The organism is Streptomyces sp. NP160, assembly GCF_006335115.1.
GTDB lineage: Bacteria > Actinomycetota > Actinomycetes > Actinomycetales > Quadrisphaeraceae > Quadrisphaera.
On the sequence record NZ_VDMJ01000017.1, the window covers coordinates 37,561 to 55,040 of the forward strand.

At 76.5% G+C, this 17,480-nt stretch carries 13 protein-coding genes; 5 read left to right on the plus strand and 8 right to left on the minus strand.

Features of this window, described 5'->3' with window-relative positions; translation table 11 throughout:
* Positions 1 to 27: 27 nt before the first annotated feature.
* From FHN55_RS10765 to FHN55_RS10785, 5 genes are all read right to left on the minus strand, one after another.
* Complete coding sequence (locus tag FHN55_RS10765; protein ID WP_139712318.1) at positions 28 to 2,925, minus strand: SpoIIE family protein phosphatase; 2,898 nt, start codon at positions 2,923 to 2,925, stop codon at positions 28 to 30.
* Between the two features lie 136 nt (positions 2,926 to 3,061).
* On the minus strand, positions 3,062 to 4,315 hold the full coding sequence (locus FHN55_RS10770; RefSeq protein WP_139712319.1) for an AI-2E family transporter: 1,254 nt from the start codon (positions 4,313 to 4,315) through the stop codon (positions 3,062 to 3,064).
* 2 nt (positions 4,316 to 4,317) lie between these two features.
* A complete protein-coding gene (locus tag FHN55_RS10775) occupies positions 4,318 to 4,974 on the minus strand; it encodes a hypothetical protein (protein WP_218974558.1) in 657 nt (218 codons plus the stop codon).
* Positions 4,958 to 5,488 carry a YsnF/AvaK domain-containing protein gene (locus tag FHN55_RS10780; protein WP_139712320.1) on the minus strand — a complete coding sequence of 177 codons (531 nt, stop codon included), beginning with the start codon at positions 5,486 to 5,488 and terminating at the stop codon, positions 4,958 to 4,960. The genes FHN55_RS10775 and FHN55_RS10780 overlap by 17 nt, the downstream gene beginning before the upstream one ends.
* 21 nt (positions 5,489 to 5,509) lie before the next feature.
* Entirely contained in the window at positions 5,510 to 6,406 is an 897-nt protein-coding gene (locus tag FHN55_RS10785) for a PRC and DUF2382 domain-containing protein (protein ID WP_139712321.1), read from the minus strand.
* Between the two features lie 247 nt (positions 6,407 to 6,653).
* Here FHN55_RS10785 and FHN55_RS10790 point away from each other — a divergent pair, with 247 nt between their 5' ends.
* On the plus strand, positions 6,654 to 8,018 hold the full coding sequence (locus FHN55_RS10790; protein WP_306821801.1) for a sodium:proton antiporter: 1,365 nt from the start codon (positions 6,654 to 6,656) through the stop codon (positions 8,016 to 8,018).
* 85 nt (positions 8,019 to 8,103) lie between these two features.
* Here the strand turns inward: FHN55_RS10790 and FHN55_RS10795 are convergent, their stop codons facing one another.
* Positions 8,104 to 9,021, minus strand: a complete 918-nt coding sequence (locus FHN55_RS10795) for an NAD(P)-dependent oxidoreductase (RefSeq protein ID WP_139712322.1) — start codon at positions 9,019 to 9,021, stop codon at positions 8,104 to 8,106.
* 75 nt (positions 9,022 to 9,096) lie between these two features.
* Positions 9,097 to 10,797, minus strand: a complete 1,701-nt coding sequence (locus tag FHN55_RS10800) for a penicillin-binding protein 2 (RefSeq protein ID WP_180357769.1) — start codon at positions 10,795 to 10,797, stop codon at positions 9,097 to 9,099.
* A 473-nt stretch (positions 10,798 to 11,270) separates the two neighbouring features.
* Here FHN55_RS10800 and FHN55_RS10805 point away from each other — a divergent pair, with 473 nt between their 5' ends.
* From FHN55_RS10805 to FHN55_RS10820, 4 genes are all read left to right on the plus strand, one after another.
* Positions 11,271 to 13,199: an HD-GYP domain-containing protein gene (locus FHN55_RS10805; protein ID WP_139712324.1), complete on the plus strand. Its 1,929-nt coding sequence runs from the start codon at positions 11,271 to 11,273 to the stop codon at positions 13,197 to 13,199.
* 70 nt (positions 13,200 to 13,269) lie between these two features.
* The gene (locus FHN55_RS10810; protein ID WP_139712325.1) at positions 13,270 to 14,337 is read left to right on the plus strand and encodes a glycosyltransferase; all 1,068 of its coding nucleotides are present in this window, start codon (positions 13,270 to 13,272) and stop codon (positions 14,335 to 14,337) included.
* Positions 14,334 to 15,353, plus strand: coding sequence for a hypothetical protein (locus FHN55_RS10815; RefSeq protein ID WP_139712326.1), 1,020 nt, complete (start codon positions 14,334 to 14,336; stop codon positions 15,351 to 15,353). Before FHN55_RS10810 ends, FHN55_RS10815 begins: the two co-directional genes overlap by 4 nt.
* On the plus strand, positions 15,350 to 16,285 hold the full coding sequence (locus FHN55_RS10820; RefSeq protein WP_257570867.1) for a glycosyltransferase family 2 protein: 936 nt from the start codon (positions 15,350 to 15,352) through the stop codon (positions 16,283 to 16,285). Before FHN55_RS10815 ends, FHN55_RS10820 begins: the two co-directional genes overlap by 4 nt.
* On the opposite strand, the gene FHN55_RS10825 is transcribed toward FHN55_RS10820, so the two are convergent.
* On the minus strand, positions 16,201 to 17,400 hold the full coding sequence (locus FHN55_RS10825; RefSeq protein WP_218974559.1) for a glycosyltransferase: 1,200 nt from the start codon (positions 17,398 to 17,400) through the stop codon (positions 16,201 to 16,203). The two genes, FHN55_RS10820 and FHN55_RS10825, sit on opposite strands and share 85 nt — an antisense overlap.
* Between the last annotated feature and the right edge of the window lie 80 nt (positions 17,401 to 17,480).

The window sequence follows — 17,480 nt, forward strand, 5'->3', positions numbered from 1 at the left end:
ACCTGGGTCTCGTCTGGAGCGGAGCTGCTAGAGGGCCTGTCCCCGCGGGGTGGCCCGTCGAGCCGCGTCGAGCCCCTCCGGCACGTGGTTCGGCCCGGCCTCGGGCGGTCGGGGCCGGTCCTCGGGGTGGGCCCGCAGCGCCAGCAGCGCCACGTCGTCGTCCAGGTGGTCCCCGACCAGCTCGATAAGCCCGTCGCACAGCTCCTCCAGGCCCAGCGCCTGCTCGCCGGCGGACCTCACCATCTCGGCGGCGGCCTCGGCGAGCCACGCCATCCCGCGGTCCAGGCTCGCGCCGCGGCGCTCGACGAGCCCGTCGGTGTACAGCAGCACCGTCGAGCCCGGCTGCAGCACCACCTCGTGGTCGTGGCGCTGCACCGCCGGGTCCCAGCCCAGCACCAGGTCGGTCTCGTAGCCGGTCTCGCCGCTCGCGTCGCTGCCGAGGTAGGACGCCCGGCCGTCGGCGGTGATGAGCAGCGGGGGGAGGTGCCCGGCGTTGGACCAGCGCAGCAGCCGGGTCCCGGCGGCGCGGTGCTCGGGGGTCTGCTCGACCTGGGCGACGACGGCGGTGGCCACGGTGGTGATCCCGAGGCCGGCGGCGGCGCGGTCCACCGCCGCCAGCAGTCGCGCCGGGGGCTCGCCGAGGGTGAAGGCGATGCCGCGGACCAGGTTGCGCAGCTGGCCCATCACCGCGGCGGCGGCCATGTCGTGCCCGGTGACGTCCCCGATGACCAGGCTGGTCAGTCCCTCGGAGGTGATGAAGGCGTCGTACCAGTCCCCGCCGACCTCGGCGTGGGTGGCCGAGGCCGCGTAGCGGACCGCGATCTCCAGGTGGTCCGGTTCGGGCGGGGCGGTGAGCATGGAGCGCTGCAGCGTCTCGGCGATCCCCGACGCCGCGGCCAGGGCTGCCCGCTCGGCGGAGTGGGCGGCGATGCGGTCCAGCGCCTGGGCGGTGAGCGCGGCGAAGGCGCGCAGCAGGTCCCGCTCCTCGACGGTCCAGGCGCGGGCCTCGGCGAAGCCGACCGTGAGGCACCCCAGCAGCTGACCCCGTCCGCGCAGCGGCACCGCGGCGGAGGCCTCCACGCCGGCGTCGGCGTACAGCGCCGCCGCCCCCGGGAGGACCGCGTCGGTCTCCTGCCGGTCGGCCAGGAAGAAGGCCTGACCGGTGGCGGCGGAGCGGATGGCGGGCAGGGGGAAGTCGGCCGGCACCCGCTGGAACCGGGCGCCGACCTCGGCGTAGGAGTCGGTGACGGAGGTGACCACGTGCGTGGCGCCGGTCTCGAGGAGGCACAGCCCGCACCCGCTGGCGCCCAGCAGCGAGGCCCCCCACCCCGACAGCACCGTCAGCACGTCGGCCTGGGTGTCGGCGTCGGCCAGGGCCTGGGCGATGGCGACCAGGGTGGCCTGGCGCTGGGCGGAGGTGCGCGCGAGCTCGCCGGCGCGGCGTTCGGCCTCGGCGGCGCGGCGCTCGGCGTCACGGGACTGCAGGTGCTGCAGCGCCTGGGCGCACTGGGCGGCGAAGGCCTCCAGCAGCTCCACCTGCACGGGCGGGAAGTCCTGCGGGCGGTTCCACCCCGCGGTGAGGACGGCGATGACCCGCCCCTCGGCGCGCAGCGGCAGGCTGGCGAAGGCCTGCGAGCCGGTGGAGGTCACCACGTCCGCCATCGCCGGGGAGTAGGCCAGGCAGGCGTCGCGGTCGCCCACCAGCACCCGGGTGCCGGTGCGGGCGGCCTCGCACACCGGCAGCGCGGCCTCCAGCGGGAGGCGGGCGTAGTCGGCCTGGACGCCGGGGCCGTAGCTGGCCGTCACGTAGGACAGCAGCGCGCCGGGGTCGGCCAGGTCGTGCACCGCGACGGAGCCGCCGTCGGCGCCGAGAGCGGCCAGGCCGCGCTCGGCGATGACGGTGACCAGGTCGGTGACGTCGTCGAGGTCGACCATGGCCAGGGCGACCTCGGCCAGGCCGCGGACCTGCTCCGCCGCTGCCTGGGCGGCCTGCACGGCGTCGTGGCGGGCGGTGATGTCCAGGAAGTACAGCGCCACGCCGCCGGCCTCGGGGACCGCGCGCACCTCGTACCAGGCGTTCAGGGGGTCGGGGTAGTGGGCGTCGAAGGTGACCGTCTCGCCGGTGCTGGCGGCGCGGCGGTAGCCCGCTTCGAAGTCCGTGCCGACCGTGTCCGGGAAGAGCTCCCGGACGACCCCGCCCACCAGCTCCTCGCGCGGCCGTCCCAGGGCGTGCACTGCTTCGGCGTTGACGTAGGTGATGACCCAGTCGGCGTCCATGGACAGGTAGCCCACGGCCATCGACTCGGTGATCTGGGCGTTGCGGGCGGCGGCGGCGCGCTCAGCGCGGGTGGCCTCCTGCTCGCGCGCGGCCGCCTGCTCCGCGCGGGCGGTGGCCCGGGCGAGGTCGGTCACGGCCCGCTCCAGCTCGCGGGTGCGGGTGAACAGGTCGGCCTCGACCCGGTCGGCGCGCTCGCGCAGGACCTCGTTCTGCTCTGCCGAGGCGCGCACCTGCTCGCGGGTGTGCACGTAGTCGGTGATGTCGTCCGATCGGTGCAGCAGCCACACCACGCGTCCGCCGTCGTCGAGGACCGGCACGTTGCGCGGGCTCCAGTAGCGCTCGGCCCAGGTGCCGTCGGGCAGGGGGATGTCGTACTTCTGGATCGCCATCGTCACCGGGCGCCGGGTCTCGCGGGCCTCGGTCAGGGAGTCGCGCAGGTTGACCAGGCCGTCGGCGGCGGGGTCGTCGGGGTTCATCGAGAAGACCTCGAAGAGGTTCCTCCCGACGGTGGCCTCCAGCGTGGTGGCGGTGGCCTCCAGCCGTGCGCGGTTGGCGTGCACGATGGTGAAGTCCGGGGTCAGCAGCAGCAGCGGGGCCGGCGTCTCGTCGAAGACCCGCCGGAAGTCCGGCTGAGGCACCTGGTCCACCGATCCGCCTTCCCCCCTGGAGCGCCGGCCTGCGTCGAACGGCCGGGAGAGCCTAGACGGCTGCGGTGCGCCCGGTGCGCCGGTCCGGGAGGACCAGCCAGGGCGCTGCGTGGAGCCCACCGCTGCGGGCGCGGTCTCACGCCGCGGTCTGCCCCTCCGCCCGCGGCTGCTGGGTCGTGGCCGCCGCGGAGGTGCGCTTCTCCGCGTTCCAGGTGACGACCGCGGCCCACGCGACGGCGGCGAGCGGCACCGACAGCACCGCCCCGACCACCCCGCCCAGCACCGTCCCCGCCGTCAGCGCCAGCAGGATGGCCAGCGGGTGCAGCGAGAGGGCGCGGCCCAGGAGCACCGGCTGCAGGAGGTTGCCCTCCACCTGGTTGACCACCACCACGATGCCCACGACGACCAGCGCGGCGACCGGTCCCACGGTGACCAGGGCGACGAGGGCGGCCACCACCCCCGCCGCGACGGCCCCCACGATCGGGACGAACGCGGCGACGAAGGTCAGCAGCGCGATCGGCAGGGCCAGCGGCACCCCGACGACCGCCACCCCGACGCCGATGAGGACGGCGTCGACCAGCGCGACGGTCGCGGTGCCGCGCACGTACCCGCCCAGCACCACCGCCGACCGCTCACCGACCCGCTCCAGGCGGCGGTGGCGCGGCCCGTGGACCCCGCTGATGAGGAAGGACCAGATGCGCGGGCCGTCCTTGAGGAAGTAGAAGAGCAGGAACAGCGCCAGCACCGTGCCGGTGGCGATCTGGGTGACGACGCCCAGCCCCGCCAGCGCTCCCGAGCGGAAGCCGGCACCGGTCAGGACCCCGACGGCCGCGTCGCGGGCCTGGGCGACCTGCGCGTCGCTGACCGGCAGCCCGCCCTGGACGACGAAGCGCTGGACCTCGGCGAAGCCCTCCTGCGCACTGGCCTGCAGCTGCGGCCACTGCCCGCGGACGCCGCCGACCACGGCCCAGCCCACCGCGGCGAGCACGGCCGCTCCGGCGAGCAGCACCACCCCCGTGGCGAGGCCGCGCCCCAGGCCGCGGGAGACCAGCCACCGCACCAGCGGGGCCGCCGCCGCGGCGACCAGGGCGGACAGCAGCAGGGGCACGACCACCAGCCGCAGCTGCAGGCACGCGTAGACCACGACGACGCCCGCCACCACGACGAGCAGCAGCTGCAGGCACCGCGTGGCGGTCCGGCCGAGCCCGTCCGCCCACGGCGAGGTCGGAGGGGGCGCGAGGACGGGAGGCTCGACGACCTCGCGCTCGCTCGCGCCCTCGCGTGCCGGTGCCTCCTCCTCGGGACGGGGAGGTGGCTCCTGCGCGCGCCGGGAGCCCCGCCCCCTGCCAGGCCGACGCTCCGGCCCCTCGCCGTCGACGGACGCCGCCACGGTCAGCTGGCCAGGGTGGCTCGGTCGACGCGGCGGTGGAAGCGCATGCCGGCCAGACCGCCGAGCAGCGCGCCCACCAGCGCGACCAGCGCGGCGGCCACGACCGTGATGACGGCTCCCGTGGACAGCGTCCCCTCGTCGACCGGGATGCGGGGGAAGCTGTTCAGCTGGCCGAGGATGTTGAACTGCGACCCGGCGACCAGGCCCAGCACCGCCACGAGGACGGCGATGACCACGGCCCACAGCCACACGGCCAGGCCCTGCTTCATCCCGTTGAACCGGGCCATGCGGCCGGCGACGTACCCGCCGCAGAAGTAGGCCACCAGCAGGACGACGAGCACGGCGACGCCCCCCACGACCCCGATGGTGCCGGGGTCGGCGGCCGCGCCGCTGGTGAGCTGGCCCGGGTCGGCGTCGGTCGCCAGGCCCACCGCCGTGCCCGCCGCCGCGAGGAGCGCGGTCAGGAGCACCGCGGTGCCGGTCGCCGTCAGCCACCCGAAGAAGGCGCTGCCGAGCTTCATGCCGCCGAACTGCTGCTTCTGGGCCTCCACCACGCGCTCGCGCTGGGAGCGCGGGTCGACCTGGGAGGCACCGCTGTGCGGCGCCGGGGCCGCGGCAGCGTGGGCGTGGTGCGAGCGGTCGTCAGCGGAGGTGCTCATGGGGTCCTCGACCTTCGGGGGGCGGTTCGGAGGGCGTCCCTGCGGGACGCCGGGCGGAGTGCTCGAGGTGGGCGGGCTCGGTGGTCACGTCCACCACCTCGCGCCGGGTCGTGGTGTCCACGCGCGACGTGAGCGGGACGGCGTCGACGGCGATCCGGACCCGCTCGTACGGCACCGCCTCCACGGCGACCACCGGCCGCTCCTCGTGGAGCGTGATCTCCAGCGGTGCGTCGTGGGCGGGACCGGCGGGACCGTCCGGGCCACCGTCCTCGACGGGCAGGCGCTCGATGCGCAGCACCTCGCGCCGGACCGTCACGGTCACCTCCACCTGGCGGGTGTGGATCTCGCGGCGGAGCCGGACGCGCTCGCGGGGCAGCCGGTGCACCGCGACGTCGACCTGCTCGGCCGACAGGGTGACCACCGTCCCCTGGGGCGCCCCAGCGGCCTCCGCGGAGGTGCTGGGGCGCCCGGCCGGGGGCGGCGCCGTGGAGCCGTCGCCCGTCGTGGTGCTCACGGGTGCGCTTCCGCGGGTGCTTCAGGCGTGACGACTGTGGTGACGGTCGCCCTCACCGCTCCCGGTGGTCACCGCGCTGTCCGCGTCGAGGTCGATCTCCTCCTTGCGCACGTCGGCGCTCACCGTCTGGGTGTCCTGCTCCGTGCGGGTGCCGAGGCGCACGCGCTCGACGGCCTCGACGTGCTTGGAGACCACGGGGACCTCCTCGTGCAGGACCACCTCGTGCTCCTCCTCGGACAGCTCCGGCCCGGCGGTGGCGGCGCCCCGGTTCGCCTCGGTGATCGGCTCGCGGGTGACGACCAGCTCCTCGTGGGAGGTGGCCACCTGGCGGGTCTGCTCCTCGGTGACCACGTGCTTGCGCAGCCGGGCGCGGCCGCTCTCGCGGACCTGCGTCCCCACGTGCAGGCGCTCCTCCGAGCGGGTCATCGCGTCGTCGGTGGTGGGCCCGGAGGTGTCGTGCCCCACCGTGCCCCGAGTGCCCTGGGTGTCCCGGCCGCCGGCCCGCCCCGACGCGTCGTCGTCGCGGCTGTCCGACCACTCACCCAGGCGACCGGTCGCGGTGGTCGTGGTGGTCCCGGCCTGCAGGTCCTGCGCCCCGGAACCGCCCAGCGAGTAGTGCTCGTACAGGCGCTCCTCCTCCTGCGGGCTCAGGGTGCCGTCGGCGTCGGTGCGAGGAGCGTCCTTGACCTGCTCCTTGGTGTAGGGGACGCGGATCTCGTCCCCGAGGTAGGAGGCCGTGGACAGCGGCACGAAGGTCTCGGAGCTGCCGAACAGGCCCGTCTTGACGGTGACCCACTCGGGCTGGTCGCTGTGGTCGTCGAGGTAGACCTCGGCCACCTTGCCGATCTTCGAACCGTCCGCGGAGGTGACGGTCGCGGCGCGGAGGGCGTCGATGGAGGTGCTGGAGTCGATGGGCATGGTTCTCCCCGTCGAAGGCCGCGGTCCCGGTGGTGCGGGTCCCTGCGGCGGTGGCGGGCCGGCGCGCTGCAGCCCTGCGGGAGTCGACGTACCCGTTCACTTACCTCGTAAACACCCTGGGTCGAGGAGAGCGGCGCCGACCGGGCCCCTGCGGCGCGTCCCCTCCGCCAGCGCGCGTCACCCGCGCGGCGCGCCTACTGTCAGCAGGCTCCCGCAGGCTGCAGAGGCACGGCCGGTCCCGGGCCGCTTGCCACGAGGGCGCACCAGTGACTTCCCCGTCGACGACGACTTCCCCACGCCCGTCTTCCGCAGGCCCGGCGGGCCAGCGGTGACCGCCTTCGTCATCTTCCTGCTCGCCGGGGCCAGCGCGCTGCTGGCCGCGGTCCTCCCGCGCGTGCTCGAGGGCAGGGCCTTCAGCCTCCCCATGGCCTTCCTCGGCCTCGGCGTGCTCATCGGCTTTCTCCCGGGGCTGCCCCCGGTGGACCCCCTGGAGCACGAGGCGGTGACCGAGCACCTCACCGAGGTCGTCGTGATCATCTCCCTCATGGGCGCCGGCCTGGCCATCGACCGTCCCGTCGGCTGGCGCCGCTGGCGCACCACGTGGCGCCTGCTGGCGGTGGCGATGCCGCTGACGATCCTCCTGGTCGCCGTCAGCGGCAGCCTCCTGGCGGGGCTGCCCCTGGCCGCCGCCGTGCTGCTCGGGTCCGCGCTGGCACCCACGGACCCGGTGCTCGCCGGGGACGTGCAGGTCGCCGAGCCGAGCGAGGACTCCGACGAGGACGAGGTCAGGTTCGCCCTGACCAGCGAGGCCGGCCTCAACGACGGGGCTGCCTTCCCCGGGGTCTACCTCGCCATCGCCCTCGCCGCGCACGGCGGTGCGCTGGGCGCCTGGGTGTGGGGCTGGGCGCTGGGCGACCTCCTCCTGCGCCTGGCCGTCGGAGTGGCCGTGGGCCTGGGGGTCGGGTGGGTGCTGGGCAGGATCTTCTTCCGCTCCCGCTTCGACGCGCTGCGCCTGTCCCAGCAGGTGGAGGGCTTCACCGCGCTGGCGGTGACCTTCCTGGCCTACGGGGCCGCACAGGTGCTGCACGGCTACGGCTTCGTGGCCGTCTTCGTCGCCGCCCTCGCCCTGCGCGCCGCGGAGCGCTCCCACGGCGCCCACCAGGTGGCGCACAGCTTCGTGGAGCAGACCGAGCGGATGCTCACCGCGTGGCTGCTGCTGCTCCTGGGGGCGGCGATCAGCGACGGCCTGCTCGGAGCCCTGACCTGGCAGCTGGCGCTGGTCGCCGTCCTCCTGGTCGCCGTGGTGCGCCCGGTGGTCGGCATGGTCTCCACCGTGCACACCGCAGGGGGCTGGCGCGAGCGCGCGGTCATCGCCTTCTTCGGCGTGCGGGGCATCGGCTCGCTGTACTACCTGGCGTACGCGCTCTCGCACGGGGACTTCCCCGGTGAGTCGCTGTGGGCGGTGGTGGCCCTCACCGTGGCGACGTCGGTGGTCGTGCACGGGGTGCTGGCCACACCGGTGGTCGGGTGGCTGGACCGCCGCCGCAGCGAGCACGCCCAGCGCGCCCACGGCCGCGCCGAGGAGGACCCCGCGGTCGACGTGCACCTGTGAGGGGCCGCCTCCCCGGCCGCCACCAGCGCGCCGCACCGGGTGCCGGCGGCCCGGCCGGCACCCGGTGCGTGCTGCGCCGCAGGCGTCAGGAACCGCTGCGCGGGTCCTCCAGCACGTCGCGCCAGGAGTGCTGCGGGGAGTAGCCGAGCAGCTCGCGGGCCTTGTCGATGCTGTAGAAGGTCTCGTCGCGGCCCATCTCGCGGCGCACCTCGACGCCGGCGTAGAAGCGGTCGAGGACCTCCTGCGTGGTCGCGGCGACCGACATGTCGGCGTTGGCGACGTTGAACACCTGGTAGCCGAGCCCGTCGACCTCCAGCGCCCGCAGCGTCATCTGCCCCAGGTCGCGGGTGTCGATGTAGGCGAAGACGTTGCGCCGCCGCAGCGACGGGTCCTCCAGGAATGCGGGGAACTTCTCCGCGTACTCGTGCGGCTCGATGACGTTGTTGATGCGCAGGCCGTACACGTCCGCCCCGGTGCGCGCCTGGAAGGAGCGGGAGACCACCTCGCCGGCCACCTTGGACATGGCGTAGGAGTCCTCCGGGACCACGGGGTGCTCCTCGTCGACCGGCACGTACAGCGGCTTGCGCTCGCCGTGCGCGAAGCAGATGCCGTAGGTGGTCTCGGAGGAGGCGAACACCACCTTGCGGATGCCCAGGCGGGTGGCCGCCTCGAGCACGTTGTAGTGGGCCGTGGTGTTGGTCGCGAACGTGGTGGCGTCCGGGGCGATGAACTCGCTGGGGATGGCGGCGTAGTGCACGACGGCGTCGTAGGACGACGCGGTGCCCGCGGGGCGGGCGGGGGAGTCGAGCTCGGCGCCGCTGGGGGTCCCCGCCATCGCGGAGTAGACCTGGCCGGCGTCGGTGAGGTCCACGCGGAGGTCGGTGACGTCGGGGTGGCGCAGCGGGGTCAGGTCGGCGTTGGTGACCTGGTGGCCCTGCGAGGCCAGGAAGGGCGCCACGTGGTGCCCGGCCTTGCCGCTGCCGCCGGTGAAGAAGATGCGCATGCCCCGACCCAACCACCGGCCCGCGGTCCGCGCTCCGCGAGCCCCTCCGCCACGGGGCGGCGGCGGTCGGCGGGGTCAGCGCCAGGTCAGCGGGGGCAGCTGCGCGGGTGCGCCGCTGGGCGCGACGCCCTGCTGCGCGAGGGCGAACCCCATGACGTCGGAGAACACCGGGGCCGCGGCCACCCCGCCGTAGTGGTGCGCCCGGTCGGGGTGCTGCACGATCACGGCGACGACGACCTGCGGGTCCTCCGCCGGCGCCATCCCGATGAACGAGGCCGTGTACTTCCCCTCACCGGCGGCGCGGTCCTCCGCCGTCCCGGTCTTGCCCGCCACGCGGAACCCGGGGACGGCGGCGTTCATGCCGGTGCCCTCCGACGACACCACGCCCTCGAGCATCGAGGTGACCTGCGCGGCGGTCCTCTCGCTGACCACCCGCGTCCCCGTGGGCACGGGCGCCGGGGTGAACGCCCCTGACGCGTCGGTGGTGCCGGCGACGATGCGCGGCTGCACGCGCACCCCGCCGTTGGCGATGGTCGCGTAGACCTGCGCGGCCTGCAGGGCGTTGACGGCGTAGCCCTGGCCGAAGAGCACCACGTAGGGGTCGCGGGAGTTGGTCGACCACTGCTCGGGGGTGGTGAGGATGCCGCGGGTCTCCCCGGGCAGCCCGAGCTGCTCCTCGCCGAGGCCGAAGGCGCGCAGGTAGTCGTAGCGCTGCTGGAGGGTCAGCTGCTGCCCGACCATGATCGTGCCGACGTTGGAGGACTCCGCCAGCACTCCGGCGAAGGTGAGCTTCTGCGGTGCGTGCTCGTGGGAGTCCCTCACGACGCCACCGCGGCGCGGGAGGACCATCGAGTCCGGCACCACCAGCTGCGTCTCCGGCGTGGCCAGACCCTGCTCGACGGCGGCCGCCGCGGTGATGACCTTGCCGGTGGACCCGGGCTCGAAGACGTCCTCCAGGGAGCGGTTGTGCCGCTGGGCCTCCGGGGTCGCGCCGGGGCGGGCCGGGTCGATGGAGCCGGACTCCGCCAGCGCGAGCACCTGCCCGTCGGGCGTCATGGCCACCACCGACACCCACGCGGCGCGCGTGGCCGCGGCCTGCGCGGTCGCGGCGCGCTGGGCGTAGAACTGCAGGTCGGCGTCGATGGTGAGGCGCACGTCGCGCCCGTCCACGGCAGCGACGTCGAGGGAGTCCGCCAGCGGGATCCGCTGCCCGTTCCTGCCCTTCTCGTACACCCGGCGCCCGTCGGTGCCGCGCAGCACGTCGTCCAGGGCCCGCTCGACGCCGGCGAGCGCCTCGCCGTCGGTGCTGACGTAGCCGACGAGGTTGCCGGCCGTGGTGCCGGCCGGGTAGGTGCGCAGCTCCTGCCGGGTGCTGCTCAGCCCGGGGATGGCCAGCTGCTGCACCTGCCGCCGCACCGCGGGGGTCACCCCCCGGGCCAGCACGGTCCAGCGCACCTGCTCGCCGTCGGCGCCGGTGCGGGGCGCGAGCAGCTCCGCCAGCTCCGCCTCGGGCCTCCCGAGCACCGGGGCCAGCCGGGCGGCGGCCTCCGCGGCGGTGAGCAGATGCGGCTCGCGGGGCGTGGGGCCGCCGAACAGCTTCGGGTCCGCGGTGATGTCGCGCCGCTCGACGTCCTGCGCCAGCACCGCACCGTCCCGGTCGGTGATGGTGCCGCGGGCGGCGGGCACGGGGTCCTCCGCGAGGCGCCGGCCGAGCGCCTCCTCGGCGAGCGGACCCGCGTCCGTCACCTGCAGCTGCACCAGCCGGCCGGTGAACACGGCCGCCAGGAGGAGCAGGACGACGACGAGCGCCGCCGTCCGCCGCTGCGTCGAGCCCGCTCGAGGCCCCCACCGCGAGCTCGGGCGCCGCGCAGGACGGGGCGGACGCTGCTGCGCCGGGCGGACCTCCCGCGCCGAGCGGCCCGGAGGTGCGGCTCGCACCGGCCGTCGCGCGGGCGGCTGCGCGGCCGGGCGAGGCCGCGGGACCGTCGACGGCGCAGGGCGCGCCGCGTCCGGGCGAGGGCGTGCGGGGCCGCCGGGTCGCCGGGTCTGGGGTGCGCCGGACGGGCTCACGATCTCGAGCATGCAGGAGCCGACCGCCGGGACGCGGCATTTGCGCAGGTCGGCGTGGTGTCCCGGCCGGCTTACGCGGGGTGGGCGCGGTCCCGGGAGGAGCAGCCCGGCTGGGCCGGACGGGCGGACGCTCGCGGAACCCCTCAAGGATCCCGGCACCACGCGCCGACAGCGGGGTCGTGATCACCGGACCGACGCAGAACTACGACGACCCGGGCGTGGTCGCGCGCCGCGCCCGGCCCGTGCTCGCGCTCGCGGTGCGCGCCGTCCTCGTCGTCGGTCCCTTCGTGCTGGCCCTGGTCGTCGGCCTGGCCGCCGCGCTGTGGTTCCCGCCCGCGCGGCTGGGGCTGCCCGGGTGGCTGTGGCTGACCGGCCTGGTGCTCGTGACGTCCGCGGCGCTGCTCGCCTGCTCGCGCGGGCTGCGCCGGGTCGCGCCGCTGCCCGCGCTGCTCAGGCTGAGCCTCGTGCTGCCCGACGACGTGCCGCACCGCTTCAGCCTCGCCCGCCGCCGCTGGTCCCCGGCGGCGCTCGAGGAGGCCGGTGCGGGGACCGGTCCCGGCCAGCGGCTGCTGGCGCTGGTGGGCGCGCTCGCCGCCCACGACGACAGGACCCGTGCCCACGGCGAGCGGGTGCAGGCCTACGCCGCGCTCATCGGCCGGGAGATGGGCCTGTCGGCGGCCGACGTCGACAGGCTCAGCTGGGTGGCCCTGCTGCACGACGTCGGCAAGGTGCACGTGCCGGTGGAGGTCATCAACAAGGACGGCCGCCCCAGCGACGAGGAGTGGGCGCAGCTGCAGAGCCACCCCCACCACGGCGGGGAGCTGGTCGAGCCCCTGCGCGACTGGCTGGGCGACTGGCTGGACGGGGTGGAGCAGCACCACGAGCGCTGGGACGGGCGCGGATACCCCCGCTCCCTGGCCGGTCCGGAGATCTCCCTGGCCGCCCGGGTCATCGCCGTGGCCGACACCTACGACGTCATCACCTCGGCCCGCGCCTACAAGAAGCCCATGACGGCGGAGCAGGCCCGCGCGGAGATCACCCGCTGCGCCGGGGAGCAGTTCGACCCCGCCGTCGTGAGGGCCCTGCTCAGCGTGGGCATCGGCAAGCTGCGGCGCGTCGCCGGGCCGGCGACGCTGCTCGCCGCCCTCCCGTTCGCAGCCGCCGCTCCCGCCCAGGCCGCCTCGGCCGCCACCGCGGCGGGCGGCTCTGCGGGCGCCGCGGCCTCCTCGGCCGGGTCCCTCGTGGCCTCCGTGGCCGCCTCCGTGGCCTCGGCCGTCGCCACCCCCGCGCTCACCGCGGTCGCGGTGGCCGTGGCGGGCGTCGGTGGGGCCGTCACGGCGTCCGCTGCGCTCGACCTGCCCGCGGCCGCGGCCTCCGCCCGCATCCAGGCGGTGGGCGCGGTGGGCGCGCTGACCGGCGACCGCGGCCCCGGCACGGGGACCGAGCACGGAGGCGGGGGTGAGCACACCGGGGCCGGGGGGCAGCCGGCAGCCGCGTCAGCCGCGGCGTCTGCGACGGGCGCCGGTCCCGGCGCTGCCGGCGAGGCGGGCGCCCCGCAGCTCAACACCGGCGCCGGTCCCGGCGCCGGTCCCGGTGCGGAGCCCGGTGCAGAGCCCGCTGCGGAGCCCGGTGCGGAACCCGGTGCAGCTCCGCTCCCGACCTCGGCCGCCGAGACCTCCGCCGCCGCTGCTGCCGCCGGGGGCGGTTCCTCGACGGCGTCCTCGTCCCCACCGGGGTCGCGGCTGCCGCTCACCCCGTCGTCGTCCGCCGTCAGCGTCCCGCCGGTGACGGTCGTGCCGGGCCGGCCCGCGGTGACCCTCCCGCCGGTCTCGGTGCCGTCGGTCTCGGTGCCGTCGGTCTCGGTGCCGCCGGTGTCAGTGCCGTCGGTGTCGGTGCCCCGGACCACCGCGCCCACGTCGGTCCCCACGTCGCTGCCGACGTCGCTGCCGACGTCGCTGCCGACGTCGCTGCCGACCTCGCTGCCCTCGTCGCTCGCGACGGCGCTGCCGAGGCTGACCGTGACCTCGCCGGCCCCGCAGCCGGCGACGTCCCCGCCCTCCTCGCTGCCGACCTCCTTCGGCCTGCCGAGCAGCTCCTCCCGGCGCTGACCGGTGCCGGGCGCCCACTCGGGCGCCCGGCCGCGCGCCTCGTTCGAACACGTGATGCAGACTGCCCGACGTGATCGGCGAGCCCGCCCCGACGGTGGTCACCGTGCTCCACGTCCCCGGTGACCACGACTACGTGGCGCACCTCGTGGACGACCGCGACCCCGGTGTCGTCGTCCTCGACGACCCGCGGGCCCCCGGCGCCGGGTGGGCGCCGTTGCCGGCGCTGGACGCCGCCTGGGTGGCCGCGAACGCGCACCGCTTCGACGTGCTGCACCTGCACTTCGGCTTCGAGGGGCGCACGCCGGAGCAGCTGCGCGGGCTCGTCGCCGCGCTGCGCGACGCGGGCCGCCCGCTCGTCCTCACCGCCCACGACCTGCAGAACCCGCACCTGACCGACCAGGGCCCGTACGCCGCGCTGCTCGACGTGCTCGTGCCCGCCGCGGACGCCGTCGTCACGCTGACGCCTGGCGCTGCGCAGGAGCTGCGGCGCGGGTGGGGCGTCGACGCCCTCGTGGTGCCCCACCCGCACATCGCGCCGCTGGAGGAGGTCGGCGCGGCGCGCGTGCCCCGCCCCGACGGCACCGACCGCGTGGTCGGGCTGCACCTGAAGAGCCTGCGCGCCAACCTCGTGGCCCTGCCGGCGCTGCGGAGCCTCGCCGCCGCGGTCGGCACGCTGCCCGGTGCGCGGCTGCGGGTGGACGTGCACGACGAAGCACTCACCAGCGCCTTCGGGCGCCACGACGCCGCGCTCGTCGCCTGGCTGCGCCGGGCCCACGACGACGGCGACGTCGACCTGCGCGTCCACGGCCGCTTCGACGACGCCGAGCTGCGCGACTACCTGCGCGCCCTCGACGTCTCCGTGCTGGCCTACGGCCACGGCACCCACTCCGGGTGGCTGGAGCTCTGCCACGACCTCGGCACGCCCGTGCTCGCCGGCCGGGTGGGTCACCTGAGCGAGCAGCAGCCGCTGGTGGAGGTGGACCTGCTCGACCCCGTCGACGTCGCGCGCGGCCTGCGCAGCGCGCTCGACGGCGTTCCGGGCGCCGCCGCGACCGCGGCAGAGCGTCACCAGCAGCGCCTCGAGGTGGCCCGGGCCCACCGCGAGCTGTACCGCCGCCTCGTCGGGGCCGGCGCGTGATCGGCTGGTACGTCCACCACCACGGGGTGGGGCACCTGCAGCGGCTGGTCGCCGTCACGCAGCACCTGCGCACGCCCGTCACGGCGTTCAGCTCGGCTGCGCGGCCCGCGGGCTTCGCCGGGGAGTGGGTCCAGCTGGACCGCGACGACGACGAGCCCGTCGACCGCTCCTCGGCCACGGCCGGCGGCGCCCTGCACTGGGTGCCGCTGCACCACGCGGGCCTGCGCTCGCGCAGCGCGGCCGTGGTGGAGTGGGTGGCGCGGGAGCGGCCGCGGCTCTTCGTCACCGACGTCTCGGTGGAGATGACCGCCCTGGTCCGCCTGTGCGGGGTGCCCGTGGTGGTGGCGGCGATGCTCGGGGACCGCCACGACCCCGCCCACCGGCTGGGCCGCGCGGTCGCCCAGGCCCTGCTCGCCCCCTGGCCGGCGCCCCGGCGCAGCGCTCAGGACGACGACGGCGCGCCCGTGCTCCACGTCGGGGCGTTCTCCCGCTTCGACGGGCGCGACGCCCCGGCCGCGGCGTCCGAGCCGGGCCGCGTCCTCGTGCTGTGGGGCAGCGGCGGGCGCGACGTGACCGACGCCGACCTGCTCGCCGCGGCCGAGGCCGCACCCGGGTGGCGCTGGGAGCACCGCGTGCCCGGCTCGGCCCTGTCGGCGCCGGTCGGCGAGGGCTCCCGCGACGGCGACGGCGTGTGGGAGGCGCTGCTGCGCGCGGAGGTCGTCGTCGTGCACGGCGGGCACAACGCCGTGGCGGAGGTCGCCGCGGCGCGCCGCGCGGCCGTCGTCGTCGCCCAGGAGCGGCCCTTCGGGGAGCAGGTGCGCCGCGCGGAGCTGCTGCGCGCCGAGGGGCTGGTGGCGCTGGACGCCTGGCCGCGGGCGCACGAGTGGCCGGAGCTGCTGGAGCGGGCGCGCGCGGTCGGCGCCGGGCCGTGGGAGCGGTGGGCACCGGGTGACGGGGCGCAGCGCGCAGCGCGGCACCTCGACGCGCTCGCCGCGGCCGGTGGGAGGCTCGCGTGAGCGGGCTGCCGGTGGCGGTGCTGACGATCGTCGCCGGGCGCCACGACCACCTGCGCGGGCAGCTGCACGGGCTGGCCGCGCAGACCTCGCCGCCCGCGCTGCACGTGGTCGCCGCGATGGGGGACCCGCTGGTGCGCTCCGTGCTCGACGAGGTGCCCGCGGCGCGGGGCACGCGGCGCGTCGTCGTCGACGTCGCGCTGGCCGCCGACGGCGAGGGGGCCGGGGAGCTGCCGCTGGCGCGCGCCCGCAACGCCGCGGCCGCGGCGGCCGCCGAGCACGGTTGCGAGCTGCTGGTGCTCCTCGACGTCGACTGCGTCCCCTCGCCCGACCTCGTGGCCACCTACGCGCGCGCCGCCGGGTCGGCGCAGGTGCGCTCGGCACCCGGACCGTCCCTGCTGTGCGGGCCCGTCGCGTACCTGCCGCCGCACGTGCGGGTCACCGGGCCGGCCGACCTCGCGGCGCTGCCGGGCGCCGCGCCGCCGCACGCCGCGCGTCCCGCACCGGACGCCGGCCGGGTGGTGCTCGCCGGGGAGGACCAGTGGTGGCTGTTCTGGTCCCTCTCGTTCGCGGTCACCGCGCGCGACTGGGAGCGGTTCGGCGGCTTCTGCGAGGAGTACCGCGGCTACGGCGGGGAGGACACCGACGTCGCCGCCACCGTGCGGCACCTCGGCGGGTCGCTGTTCTGGGTGGGCGGCGCGGACGCCCACCACCAGCACCACCCGGTGTCGAGCCCGCCGGTGCAGCACCTGGCGGCGATCGTGCGCAACGGCGCGACCTTCCGCCGGCGCTGGGGCTGGTGGCCGATGACGGGCTGGCTCGAGCGCTTCCGCGCCGACGGCCTGGTCGACTACGACGCCGCGACGGACACCTGGTCGCTGGCGGCCAGGGCCGAGGAGCCCGACGAGGCCAGGCCCAGCAGCAGCTGCTCGTAGCGGGCGACCATCGCGCCGGACGACAGGTGCGAGAGCGCCGCGGCGCGCACGTCGCGCCGGTCGAGGGTCAGCACGGGGTCGATGGCCGCGGCCATGGCGTCGACGTCGTCCGGGGCGACCACCGCGCCGACCTGCTGGCCGACGCCGGGGCGCAGGACCTCGGACAGTCCTCCGCGGTCGAAGGCCACCACGGGGGTGCCGCACATCGCGGCCTCGGCGGCCACCAGGCCGAACGGCTCGTCCCACGCGGGCGTGACCAGCACGGCGGTGGCGGCGCCGACGGCGCGCACGAGGTCGTCCCCGCCGAGGTGGCCGTGCCACGTGGCGCCGGCTCCCAGGTGGGGCGCCACCTGCTCGGCGAAGTACCGCTGGTCCAGCACCGGGCCGACCAGGTGCAGGTGGTGGCCGGCGGCCGCCGCGGCAGCCAGCGCCAGGTGCGGGGCCTTCTCCGGCACGATGCGACCGAACCACAGCAGCCCGCCGCCACCGGGCCCGAGGGGCCAGCGCCGCGGGTCCACCCCGTTGTGCACCACGTCCGCCGAGCCCACCCACGGCGCCCACTGGCGGGCCGTGAACCGGCTGACGCTGCTGAAGGCGTGCGAGGAGCCCCCGGCGTCCAGCGCTGAGGTCAGCCACGGCGTCGGCGGGGTGTGCAGCGTGGTGAGGGTGGGGAACGGCAGCGTGTCGGCCAGCGACAGCGGCAGGTGGTGCAGCGAGTTGTTGTGCACCACGTCCACCTCGCCGGCGTAGGTGGTGCGCAGCGCCGTCAGCACGTTGAGGTGGGCGTGGTGCTCGCGCAGGAACGCCTCCGCCGGCATCGACGCGTCCTGCCGGGACAGCTCGTCGGGGCGCCACCCGCCGCCCGCCAGCACCTCCGGCTGCGCCGCGTCGGAGCCGGCGGCCGCGAAGAGCAGCACGCGGTGGCCCCGGGCCCGCAGCCCGTCGACGAGCCCTCCGACGAAGGACTCCAGGCCACCGGAGTAGGGCTCGGCGATGGGGTAGCGGCTCGGTCCCAGCACCGCGACCGTCAGCCGCCGGCTGGACCTGACGCTGGACCTGACAGGGGTGACCGCGGCGCCGAGGGGGGTGGTGCGGCTCGGCGAGCGGGGGATCACGGCCTGATGCAACCACCTCGGGCCCCGCTGCGCCCCCCGTGATCCGCCGACTGGCCGGATCGCCGAGCAGCCCTACTGTT